The sequence below is a fragment of the Mycobacterium kubicae genome (assembly GCF_015689175.1).
Classification (GTDB): domain Bacteria; phylum Actinomycetota; class Actinomycetes; order Mycobacteriales; family Mycobacteriaceae; genus Mycobacterium; species Mycobacterium kubicae.
This window is the reverse complement of record NZ_CP065047.1, coordinates 3,166,592-3,178,202: the sequence shown is the minus strand read 5'-3', so window position 1 is coordinate 3,178,202 and position 11,611 is coordinate 3,166,592. Positions and strand designations below refer to the sequence as shown.

Sequence of the window (11,611 nt, the reverse complement as noted above, 5' to 3'; positions counted from 1 at the left end):
GTTGCGGTAGGAATGGTAGGTGGCTGAGCCGTCCGTCTTGCTGTTGTCGACCTCCGATACCGACCTGATCAGCGCCCGGTCCAGCGGAAAGAACTATCGGTGGGCCAACCCGGCACGGCTTTCGGAGGTCGAGCTGCCAGATCTGCTGGCGGGCGCATCGATCGTGGTGGTGCGCATTCTCGGTGGTTATCGGGCCTGGGAAAGCGGCATCGACTCGGTCTTGGCCAGCGGCGTACCCGCCGTCCTGGTCAGCGGTGAACAAGCCGCCGACGCCGAGCTGACCGAAATGTCCACGGTCGCCGCCGGCATCGCCGTTCAGTCTCACATCTATCTGGCTCACGGCGGTGTGGACAACCTGCGCCAACTGCACGCCTTCCTCACCGACACCGTGTTGATGACCGGTTTCGGCTTCACCGGGCCGACCGTCACGCCGACCTGGGGAGAACTCGAGCGGCCCCAACCACAGACCACCGGCCCAACCATCGCCGTGCTTTACTACCGCGCCCAGCATCTGGCCGGGAACACCGCCTACATCGAAGCGCTGTGCCGGGCCATCGAAGACGCGGGCGGACGGCCGATGCCCGTCTATTGCGCGTCGCTGCGCACCGCCGAACCCGAACTGCTGCACCGGCTCGGTGCGGCCGACGCCATGGTGGTCACCGTGCTGGCCGCCGGGGGAGTCAAACCCGCAACGGCGTCCGCCGGCGGTGATGACGACAGCTGGAACGTGGAACACCTTGCCGCTCTTGACATTCCGATCTTGCAAGGTCTGTGTCTCACCAGCTCGCGGGCCCAGTGGTGCGACAACGACGACGGTCTGAGCCCGCTTGATGTCGCCAGCCAGGTCGCCGTGCCCGAGTTCGACGGACGCATCATCACTGTGCCGTTCTCTTTCAAAGAGATTGACGGTGACGGGCTGATCTCCTATGTCGCTGACGCCGAGCGTTGCGCACGCGTTGCCGGGTTGGCGGTGCGGCATGCCCGACTGCGGCACATTCCGGTCCAAGACAAGCGGGTGGCCGTGGTGTTCTCCGCCTACCCGACCAAGCATGCCCGCATCGGCAACGCAGTGGGCCTGGACACCCCGGCCAGCGCGGTGGCGCTGCTGCGGGCCATGCGTGAGCGCGGGTATCAGGTCGCAGAGCTGCCGGGTATCGAAGCCAACGACGGTGACGCGCTCATTCACGCGCTGATCGAACGAGGCGGTCAGGACCCCGACTGGCTTACCGAGGGGCAGCTGGCTGGAAACCCGATCCGATTGTCGGCCAAAGACTATGGCCAGTGGTTCGCCACCCTGCCGGCCGAGCTCACCGACGCGGTCAGCGCGCATTGGGGCCCGGCGCCGGGCGAGCTGTTCGTCGACCGCAGCAACGACCCCGACGGCGAAATCGTCATCGCCGCAATGCAAGCGGGCAACCTGGTGCTGATCGTGCAGCCGCCCCGCGGCTTCGGCGAGAATCCGGTCGCCATCTACCACGACCCGGATCTGCCGCCCAGCCACCACTATTTGGCCGCCTACCACTGGTTGGATGCCGGATTCGGTGCCCACGCGGTGGTGCATCTGGGCAAGCACGGAAACCTGGAATGGTTGCCGGGCAAGACGCTCGGCATGTCGGCGGCCTGCGGATCCGACGCCGCTCTGGGCAACCTGCCGCTGATCTATCCCTTCCTGGTCAACGACCCCGGCGAGGGCACCCAAGCCAAGAGACGCGCCCACGCGGTACTGGTCGACCACCTGATCCCGCCGATGGCCCGCGCCGAAACCTACGGCGACATCGCGCGTTTGGAACAACTGCTCGACGAACACGCCAACGTCGCCGCGCTGGACCCGACCAAGCTGCCCGCCGTCCGTCAGCAGATTTGGACGCTGATCCGGGCCGCCAAGATGGACCACGATCTCGGACTGACCGAGCGTCCCGCCGAAGACACCTTCGACGACATGCTGTTGCACGTCGACGGCTGGTTGTGCGAGATCAAGGACGTTCAGATCCGCGATGGGCTGCACATCCTCGGGCAGAAACCGCAGGGCGAGCAAGAACTCGACCTGGTGCTGGCTATCTTGCGGGCGCGGCAACTGTTCGCCGGCGAACACGCGTTGCCGGGTCTGCGGCAGGCACTGGGCCTATGCGAAGACGGCACCGACGAGCGGACGTTGGTCGATCAGATCGAGGCGGCAGCGCGGGGACTGGTCGGGCAACTGCAAGCCAGCGGCTGGGATCCCGATGCCGTGGAACGCATCACCGCCAACCCGGAAGTCGCGGCCGTGTTGCGGTTCGCCGCCACCGAGGTGGTGCCGCGACTCGCCGGCACCGCCGCGGAGATCGACCAAGTGCTGCGGGCGCTCGACGGTCACTTCATTCCGGCCGGACCGTCGGGGTCACCGCTGCGCGGCCTGGTCAACGTGCTGCCCACCGGACGCAACTTCTACTCGGTCGACCCGAAAGCCGTCCCATCCCGCTTGGCGTGGGAAGCCGGTGTGGCACTGGCTGATTCGCTGTTAACCCGCTACCGCGAGGACCACGGGCAGTGGCCGCAGTCCGTCGGGCTTTCGGTGTGGGGCACCTCGGCGATGCGCACCGCGGGCGACGACATCGCCGAAGTCCTTGCGCTGCTCGGTGTCCGGCCCGTGTGGGACGACGCGTCCCGGCGAGTTGTCGACCTCACCCCCATTCCGCTGCCCGAACTGGGCCGCCCGCGTGTCGACGTGACCGTGCGCATCTCCGGCTTCTTCCGCGACGCCTTCCCGCACGTGGTCACCATGCTCGACGACGCGGTGCGGTTGGTCGCGGCCCTGGATGAGCCGGCGGAAGACAATTACGTGCGCGCCCACGCCCAAGCCGACCTGGCCCAGCACGGCGACGACAGGCGTTCCACCACAAGGATCTTCGGCTCCAAGCCGGGCACCTATGGCGCTGGATTGTTGCAGCTGATCGACAGCCGCAACTGGCGCGACGACGCCGACCTGGCGCAGGTGTACACCGCCTGGGGCGGATTCGCCTACGGCCGCGACCTGGACGGCCGGGAAGCGGTCGACGACATGAACCGCCAATACCGGCGTATCGCGGTGGCCGCCAAGAACACCGACACCCGCGAACACGACATCGCCGACTCCGACGACTACTTCCAGTACCACGGCGGCATGGTGGCCACGGTGCGCGCGCTGACCGGGCAAGCACCCGCGGCTTACATCGGTGACAACACCCGACCCGACGCCATCCGCACCCGCACCCTTTCTGAGGAAACCACCCGTGTGTTCCGCGCCCGCGTGGTCAATCCGCGCTGGATGGCGGCGATGCGCCGGCACGGCTACAAAGGCGCGTTCGAGATGGCAGCGACCGTCGACTACTTGTTCGGGTACGACGCCACCGCCGGCGTGATGGCCGACTGGATGTACGAACAACTCACCGATCGTTATGTGCTCGACCCGGAGAATCGCAAGTTCATGGCCGAATCGAATCCGTGGGCGTTGCACGGGATGGCTGAGCGATTGCTGGAAGCGGCCGGTCGTGGCATGTGGGCCGAACCGCAACCCGACACTCTCGACGGACTGCGTCAGGCGCTGCTGGAAACCGAAGGTGACCTGGAGGGCTAGGTTTGGCACCGTGACACCCACCTTCGCCGACCTCGCCAACGCCCAATACATCTTGCTGACCACCTTCACCAAAGACGGGCGGCCCAAGCCGACCGCGATCTGGGCGGCGTTGGACAAGGAGCGCGGGGATCGGCTGCTGGTCATCACGCAAGCCAAGTCCTGGAAGGTCAAGCGCATCCGCAATACCCCACGCGTGACGCTGGCGACGTGCACCATGAACGGCCGCCCGACCAGCGAGGCCGTCGAGGCCACCGCGACCGTGTTGGACAAGTCCCAGACCGCCGCCGTCTACGACGCAATCGGCAAGCGCTACGGCATCGTCGGCAAGGTCTTCAACTTCCTCAGCAAGCTACGCGGCGGCATGGAGAACAACGTCGGCCTGGAACTCAAACTGGCCCAGAACTAGTCGTCCCAGCCGCTTCAGTCCGCGAGGTGCTCGCCGAAGAACGCGAACACCCGTCGCCACGCGTCTTCGGTGGCGGCTTCGTTGTAACCGAAGCCGGTGATGCGAATCAACGGCTGGCCGGGCAGCTTGTTGGCAAAGCTGTGGCCGGCGCCCGGGTACGCCTTGATGTCGGCGGTGATGTTCTTGGCGGCCGTCACCGCGCGCAACCGCTTGGTCGCCCCGATACCCAGCGGGTCGCGGGTGCCGAAGCTCGCCACGATCGGACACGCCCCATCCAGTGTCTCGCTCAGGTGCCGCGGCAGGGGAGTGCCGTAGAACGGCGCGGACGCGCCGAAACCGTTGGGCGACAACACCAATGCGAACTGGCCACCCATGCAGAACCCGGCGATGCCGACGCGCCCGGTGCATTCGGGCATCCCCAGCAGGTGGTCCCGGGCGGCCATGATGTCGTCGAGCGCTCGACCCCGCTGGGTCATCAGCTCCCGCATGACCCGGGGGATGCACCGTGCCCGGCCGCCTCGGGCATACATGTTGGGCGTCAGCGCCACATAACCGGCCTGGGCGATACGCCGCGAGATCGCTGCATTGTCCGGCGCGTAACCCACGGCATCGTGAACCACCACCACGCCGGGCCACGGGCCCTGCCCGGAGGGCACGTCCAGCAGCGCGTCGATCGGGCCGGCCGGAGCTTGAATATCGATCGTCGTCATAGCGTCATCTAACTGCAGCCGTGCCGCGATCGTGCGCGGAACTCCGACGAGGCCCGCAGACGTTGGGCTGACATGGTAGGTCGGCTACTTCTTGTTTATGCCGTCGTCGAGCTGATGGCGCTCGTCGGGCTGGCGGCGACGATCGGTGTGGGCTGGACCCTGGTGGTGCTCCTGGGCGCATTCGTCTTCGGGTTGGTCCTTTGGGCCCCGATGGGTGGCTGGCAGCTCAGTCGCCAGGTCATGCAGTTGCGCTCGGGTGTCAAGGATCCGCGCAGTGCGCTAGGCGACGGCGCCATGGTCGCGGTTGCGACCGGGTTGGTGCTCTTACCGGGTGTGGTGACCACCGCGCTGGGCTTGCTGTTGCTGATGCCGCCGATCCGGGCCGCCGCCCGGCCGGGATTGACCGCCGTCCTGGGGCGGACCTTCCGCCGCCGCGTCCCATTGCCGGCCGACGCGCCGACTGGCCGTGCGGGCCGGGACTACATCGACGGTGAGGTCATCGACGTCGTCGACGTGGAATCGCCCGGATTGCCCCGCGGCAGTGAGCGTCGCTAGTCGTCGCGCTCGGGATCGGTGAGTTCGGGCGCTTGCTCACGGGTCGCCATCCCGCCTTCGCGACCGTGATCGGCTGGACCGGGGCGACCGCCTTTCGGCTCGTCGGCCGAAGTCTCTGACTCTTTGGGCATCACAACCTCCTTTGTCGATCGAAGGACTACCCCCAATACGACCAGCGAACGCGGCAACGTTTGGGCAGGTGCAGGAGTGGTAGTCCTTGCTGCGGCTTGTCGACGGCGCACTGTGACGGAGGTGACATTCAATGACGGCAGATTCCGGCCTCGGGGAGGAGCTGGTGGGAGTTTTCGCTCGCGTATCGGGGATGTTGCTCACCGAAGCGACCGTCGCGACCGCACTGTCGACCGTCACGTCGCTGGCAGCGGACGCCCTCGCGGGTACCGCCGGGTCCGGCATAAGCCTGTTGGACGCCGACGGACGGCGGATCACCTCCGCCGCGACAGATCCGCTGGTGGAGCAGCTCGACGATCTGCAGTATGAGCTCGACGAGGGGCCCTGCCTGACTGCGTGGCGCGAGCGCACCGTGCTGCATTCCGACGGGCGCGACGAGCAACGCTGGCCGGCCTGGACACCCCGCGCGCATCAATTCGGCATGCGCTCGTTTCTGAGCGCTCCGCTCATCAACCGCGACAGTGCACTGGGTGCGATCAAGGTCTATTCGACTGCCGTCAACGCATTCGACGAACGCGATGCCGACCTGCTGCGGCGCTTCGCCGAACAGGCCGCCATATTCGTCGGCAACGTCCAAACCGTTCGGGCCGCCGAACACATCAGTGACCAATTGAAGAAGACGCTGCGATCCCGCGACCTCGTCGCGATGGCTCGCGGCATCGTCATGGCACGCCGAGGGATTGACCCCGACGAGGCCTTTCGCGAGCTGGCGGCGGAGTCGCACCGTACCGGGCAGCTCGTGAGCGAGGTCGCGGCACGAATCGTCGCCTCGCCGGCGGATGCGTAATTGGCTCATGGACGAATACAGCGATCTGAATCAGCAATTCCGGGACTCGTTCGAGGCGGCCGACGTCACCGTCGACGAGCTGTGGCTGCGGTATTTCAGCCTGGGTGGAGAAATCGGTCGCTTCGAACTAGACGCGTATCTCAACGGGGCCATCGCTCTGCCGCCCATCCAGCACGACATGCTGGCGCAGGCCATCAACGAGCGCCTCGACGAGATCGCGCCGCCCCGCGCCCCCTACAGTGACGACTTCCATCGCGCCGCCGGCAGCAACGGCAGCTGCGAAGAAAACTTCTGACGCCGGTCGCCCGCTGGGCAGCAAGATCCGCGTAGTTTTGCCCTGTGACGGCGACTGCTACCAAGCTGCTGGTCAACGGGCGCGTGTACAGCCCAACTCACCCGGATGCGACTGCGATGGCGGTGCGCGGCGACGTCATCGCGTGGCTGGGCAGCGACGACGTCGGCCGCCATCAATTCCCCGACGCGGAAATACAGGATCTCGACGGCGCATTCGTGGCGCCCGGGTTCGTAGACAGTCACATTCACCTCAGCGCTACCGGTCTGACGCTTAGTGGGCTCGATCTGCGGCCCGCCACCTCGCGGGCGCACTGCCTGCAGTTGGTCGCCGACTATGCCGCCGCCCACCCCGGCCGGCCGCTGTGGGGTCACGGGTGGGACGAGTCGGCGTGGGCCGACCGCAGCGCACCCAGCACCGCGGACCTCGACGCCGTCCTCGGTGATCGTCCCGCCTACCTGGCTCGTGTCGACGTGCACTCGGCGCTGGCCTCCACAGCGCTGCGGCGGCTGGCCCGCGAGCTGCCGACCACGGCCGGCTTCGCCGCCGAGCATCCACTGACCGGCGCGGCACACCACCTCGTCCGCGCGGCGGCCCGCAACCTGTTGACCGGCGCGCAGCTCGCCGAAGCCCGCACCGCGGCGTTGCAGGCGCTCGCCGCGGCCGGAATCGTGGCGGTGCACGAATGCGCCGGACCGGAGATCGGCGGCCTGGACGACTGGCTGCAGCTGCGTGCCGTCGACCGCGGCGTGCAGGTCATCGGTTACTGGGGTGAGGCGGTCACCACCGCCGCGCAGGCCCGCACGCTGATCGCCGAGACGGGCGCCCACGGGCTGGCTGGGGACTTGTTCATCGACGGGGCCCTGGGCTCGCGCACCGCCTGGCTGCAGGAGCCCTACGCCGACGCCCCCGGCTGCTTCGGCACGCGGCATATCGAACCCGACGCCATCGAGGCGCATGTGCGAGCGTGCACGGAGGCCGACGTGACCGCCGGCTTCCACGTGATCGGCGATGCCGCGGTATCGGCGGTAGTCGCCGCCATAGAGCGGGTGGTGGCAGACCTGGGGGTGGTGGCCGTTGCGGGTCGCGGACACCGGCTCGAGCACGTGGAAATGGTCACCGCCGATCAGGCGGCGAAGCTGGGAACCTGGGGCGTCATCGCCAGCGTGCAGCCCAACTTCGATGCGCTGTGGGGCGGTGACGACGGTATGTACGCCGAACGCCTCGGCCGGGATCGAGGTCAGCGGCTAAATCCACTGGCGCTGTTAGCATCCCAAGGCGTGCCCCTCGCCCTCGGTTCCGACGCGCCGGTCACCGGCTTCGAGCCGTGGGCGAGCGTGCGCGCGGCGGTCCACCACCGCACCCCGGGCAGCGGCCTGTCGGCGCGGGCTGCATTCGCTGCCGCAACGCGCGGCGGGTGGCGGGCCTGCGGCGTCCGCGACGGCAACGCCGGCACCCTGGCGCCGGGAGCACCGGCCAGCTATGCGGTATGGGATGCCGAAGCCTTCGACGTCAGCGCACCGCGCGACGCCGTGCAGCGCTGGTCGACCGACCCGCGGTCCCGCGTCCCCGCCCTCCCGCGGCTCGGCCCGACCGACGCTTTGCCGCGGTGCCGCCAGACCGTGCACCGGGGTGCGGTCATCTATGGCTAAGCGCCGGCTCGATCGCAGAGCGCAACGCGCGGCTGCCGCCGAACCCGAGCCCGAAGCGCAAGCACCCGCGCCTGCACCCGAACCCGAGCAAACCGGCGCGGCTGCGCCTGAGGACGACGCTTCCGGTTCGCCGAAGGCGCCGGCGCGACTGGCCCGCGCGGCACGAGGCGGGCTGCCGGTCCTGTGGGCCGCGCTGCGACCCCGCCTGACCCGGCTGGCTGTCAGCGCCCTAGCCGGCTGGCTCATGTATGCCAGCTTCCCGAGAATGAGCTGGTGGTGGGCCGCCATCGTCTCCATCGCGCTGTTGAGCTGGGTGCTGACCCACCGCGCCACCAGACCGCTGGGCGGACTGGGCTACGGCTTCGTCTTCGGTCTGGCGTTCTATGTGCCGCTGTTGCCGTGGATCAGCATTCTGGTGGGCGCCACGCCCTGGTTGGTGTTGGCGACGGCGTGCGCGCTGTTCCCCGGGTTATTCGGCTTGGGCGCCGTTGTGGTACGCCGACTGCCAGGCTGGCCGATCTGGTTCGCGCTGTTGTGGGCCGCCCAGGAATGGCTGAAGTCGGTCTTCCCGTTCGGCGGGTTCCCTTGGGGCTCGGTGGCATTCGGCCAGGCCGAGGGCCCGTTGTTGCCGCTGGTGCAGCTCGGCGGTGTCGCGCTGCTGTCGGCATCCATCGTGTTGCTCGGCGCCAGTGTGACCGCGATCGCCCTGGAAATCGAGAAGTGGTTGCGCACCGGCCCGAACAAGGAAGCCGAAGCCGCAGAAAAACCGCCGGCAGTCGTGCTGCCGGCCATCTGCATCTGCCTGGTGTTCTTCGGCGCGGTGATCGTCTGGCCACAGGTCCGCCACGCCGGAGCCGGATCCGGTGGTGAACCGCCGGTCACTGTCGCCGTCGTCCAAGGCAACGTGCCGCGCCTGGGGCTGGACTTCAATGCGCAGCGCCGGGCGGTCCTGGACAACCACGTACGGGAGACCATTCGGCTGGCCGAAGACGTCCGCGCCGGATCCGCCCCCCAACCGCAATTCGTCATCTGGCCCGAAGATTCCTCCGACATCGATCCGCTGATCAACCCCGACGCGGGGCAGCAGATCTCGTTGGCGGCCGCGGCCGTGGGAGTGCCGATTCTGGTCGGCACCGTCCTCGACGTACCCGGGCGCCCCGACGATGCGCCGGAGTTCACCAACACGGTGATCGTCTGGAATCCCGTCACTGGGCCGGCCGGCCGGCACGACAAGGCCATCGTGCAGCCCTTCGGAGAGTACCTGCCCATGCCGTGGCTGTTCCGGCACCTCTCCGGGTACGCCAACCGCGCCGGCCACATCGTGGCGCGTCCGGGAGATGGCGTCGTGCGCATCACGGGCGTGCCCGTGGGAGTCGCGACCTGCTGGGAGGTGATCTTCGACCGCGCGCCGCGCACGTCGGTGCTCAACGGTGCGCAACTGCTGACGGTGCCCAGCAACAACGCCACATTCAACCGGACGATGAGCGAACAACAGCTGGCCTTCGCCAAGGTGAGAGCCGTCGAACACGACCGGTACGTCATCGTCGCCGGCACCACCGGCATCAGCGCGGTCATCGCCCCAGACGGCGCCGAACTCGTCCGCACCGACTTCTTCGTGCCCGCCTACCTCGACATCCAGGTGCGCCTCAAGACGCGCCTCACCCCCGCCACCAGGTGGGCGCCGGTGCTGCAATGGATCCTGGCCGGGGCAGCTGGAGCGGTCATCCTCGTCGCGATACGGCAGAATGGGTGGTTCCCGCGTCCGTCTCGCCGCCGGTCCAAGCGGGCGACATAAAGGAGCTACATGACCACCGGCCAGCCTGCGCCCCAGGTCCCGGGCAACCGTCCCAGCGAGCGCGTCCTGGTGATCATCCCGACCTACAACGAACGGGAAAACCTGCCCCTGATCTACCGGCGCATCAAAGACGCCAGTCCCGACGTGCATGTGCTCGTCGTCGACGACAACAGCCCTGATGGCACCGGCCAACTGGCCGACGAGCTGGCCGCTGCCGACCCCACATGCACCCACGTGCTGCACCGCACGGCCAAGAACGGCCTGGGCGCGGCGTATCTGGAAGGTTTCGGCTGGGGTCTGAGCCGCGACTACTCGGTTCTTGTGGAAATGGACGCCGACGGCAGTCACGCACCCGAACAGCTGTACCGCCTGCTCGACGCCGTCGACGCCGGAGCAGACCTGGCCATCGGTTCGCGATACGTCTACGGCGGAACGGTACGCAACTGGCCATGGCGGCGCCTCGCCTTGTCCAAGACGGCCAACACCTACTCGCGGCTCGCGCTGGGCATCGGTGTCCACGACATCACCGCCGGTTACCGCGCCTACCGCCGGGAAGTGCTCGAAACGATCGACCTGACCGGCGTCGACTCCAAGGGCTACTGCTTCCAGATCGAGATGACCTGGCGCACGGTCAATGGCGGCTTCACCGTGGTAGAAGTGCCCATCACCTTCACCGAACGCGAGATCGGCGTATCCAAGATGAGCGGCTCCAACATTCGCGAGGCGCTGGTCAAGGTGACCCGGTGGGGCATCGAAGGCCGGCGATCCGGCAAAAGCAATCGGACCGGAGCCGCCCGCACCGGATAGCGCGGCTCAGCTGCGGCGGCGGGACCGAATCAGTTCGAGGCGCTCTTTGAGCAGCTCTTCGAGTTCTTCGACCGAACGACGCTCCAGCAGCATGTCCCAGTGGGTCCGCGGCGGCTTGATCTTCTTCGGCTCGGGTAGGTCACCCTCGATCAAGGTGCCTTCCATGCCGTTGCGGCACAGCCAGGTGCCGGGGATCTCCGCATCGTCGGCGAAGGGCACCTCGAACTCTTCGCCGTTCTCGGTGCGGTACCGCGCAATCTGACGCGGTGCAAGGTCGTGGTTACGGTCGGTCTCATAGCTCACAGCTCCGAGGCGACTGCCTCGCAGGACACGATCAGCCATATCCGCTACTCCTTTTGACTCTTCGCATAAGCAAACGCTAAGAGACGTCGCATAGTTCCCGGCCGCGCACTGCACGACGCGACTATCAATGATACCGGGATCGCGAGCGGCGACGGACTAAAGTCGGCAGGCGTGACTCGTCGAGCCCGTCCCCAGCCGTGCCGCTGGTGCGGCCGCGACGTGAGTGACGTCGGGATGGGCCGACGCCGCCAGTACTGCCGCCAGTCGTGCCGGCAGCGCGCATACGAGCAGCGGGCCCTCGTGGCGCGCGGTGAAGTGTCCGCGTTGCCCGCCGACGCGGTGGTCTTGTCCTCCGACGAGGCGGCCGACCTGGCCGATCGCGTCTATCAAGTCCGATGCGCGGCCGAAGACGTCGCCACCGCGCTGGACGAAGGAGCCGCGGCGCCGGAGCTGCGTTCGCTGTGCGAGGAGCTCATCCGGGCGGCCAGGGCCGCCGACGGGTGGCGGCGGGTCGGCGTCTAGC

Annotated in this window: 10 protein-coding genes and 1 pseudogene; 8 read left to right on the top strand and 3 right to left on the bottom strand. The window is 67.8% G+C overall.

Annotation, left to right across the window (positions count from 1 at the left end):
• The first annotated feature begins 19 nt into the window (after positions 1 to 19).
• Positions 20 to 3,592: a cobaltochelatase subunit CobN gene (cobN, locus tag I2456_RS14910; protein WP_085072960.1), complete on the top strand. Its 3,573-nt coding sequence runs from the start codon at positions 20 to 22 to the stop codon at positions 3,590 to 3,592.
• 10 nt (positions 3,593 to 3,602) lie between these two features.
• Positions 3,603 to 3,998, top strand: coding sequence for a PPOX class F420-dependent oxidoreductase (locus tag I2456_RS14905; protein WP_085072961.1), 396 nt, complete (start codon positions 3,603 to 3,605; stop codon positions 3,996 to 3,998).
• 14 nt (positions 3,999 to 4,012) lie between these two features.
• On the opposite strand, the gene I2456_RS14900 is transcribed toward I2456_RS14905, so the two are convergent.
• Positions 4,013 to 4,708 carry a dienelactone hydrolase family protein gene (locus tag I2456_RS14900; protein ID WP_085072962.1) on the bottom strand — a complete coding sequence of 232 codons (696 nt, stop codon included), beginning with the start codon at positions 4,706 to 4,708 and terminating at the stop codon, positions 4,013 to 4,015.
• A gap of 72 nt (positions 4,709 to 4,780) precedes the next feature.
• On the opposite strand from I2456_RS14900, the gene I2456_RS14895 reads away from it, so the two are divergent.
• Positions 4,781 to 5,263, top strand: coding sequence for an FxsA family protein (locus I2456_RS14895; RefSeq protein ID WP_085072963.1), 483 nt, complete (start codon positions 4,781 to 4,783; stop codon positions 5,261 to 5,263).
• Here the strand turns inward: I2456_RS14895 and I2456_RS28910 are convergent.
• A complete protein-coding gene (locus tag I2456_RS28910) occupies positions 5,260 to 5,394 on the bottom strand; it encodes a hypothetical protein (protein WP_255322646.1) in 135 nt (44 codons plus the stop codon). The genes I2456_RS14895 and I2456_RS28910 overlap by 4 nt on opposite strands.
• Before the next feature lie 131 nt (positions 5,395 to 5,525).
• Between I2456_RS28910 and I2456_RS14890 the strand changes: the two genes are divergently transcribed.
• From I2456_RS14890 to lnt, 4 genes and pseudogenes are all read left to right on the top strand, one after another.
• Positions 5,526 to 6,239 carry a GAF and ANTAR domain-containing protein gene (locus I2456_RS14890; protein WP_085072964.1) on the top strand — a complete coding sequence of 238 codons (714 nt, stop codon included), beginning with the start codon at positions 5,526 to 5,528 and terminating at the stop codon, positions 6,237 to 6,239.
• Between the two features lie 7 nt (positions 6,240 to 6,246).
• A complete protein-coding gene (locus I2456_RS14885; RefSeq protein WP_085072965.1) occupies positions 6,247 to 6,534 on the top strand; it encodes a hypothetical protein in 288 nt (95 codons plus the stop codon).
• Between the two features lie 116 nt (positions 6,535 to 6,650).
• The gene (locus tag I2456_RS14880) at positions 6,651 to 8,183 is read left to right on the top strand and encodes an amidohydrolase (RefSeq protein ID WP_085072969.1); all 1,533 of its coding nucleotides are present in this window, start codon (positions 6,651 to 6,653) and stop codon (positions 8,181 to 8,183) included.
• A pseudogene (gene lnt / locus I2456_RS14875) lies at positions 8,176 to 10,835 on the top strand (apolipoprotein N-acyltransferase). The gene I2456_RS14880 and the pseudogene lnt overlap by 8 nt, the downstream one beginning before the upstream one ends.
• Here lnt and rbpA read toward each other — a convergent pair.
• A complete protein-coding gene (gene rbpA, locus I2456_RS14870) occupies positions 10,792 to 11,127 on the bottom strand; it encodes an RNA polymerase-binding protein RbpA (RefSeq protein WP_068033001.1) in 336 nt (111 codons plus the stop codon). The pseudogene lnt and the gene rbpA overlap by 44 nt on opposite strands.
• Before the next feature lie 132 nt (positions 11,128 to 11,259).
• Here rbpA and I2456_RS14865 point away from each other — a divergent pair, with 132 nt between their 5' ends.
• Entirely contained in the window at positions 11,260 to 11,610 is a 351-nt protein-coding gene (locus I2456_RS14865) for a hypothetical protein (RefSeq protein ID WP_082952312.1), read from the top strand.
• The last annotated feature ends 1 nt before the right edge of the window (position 11,611 follow it).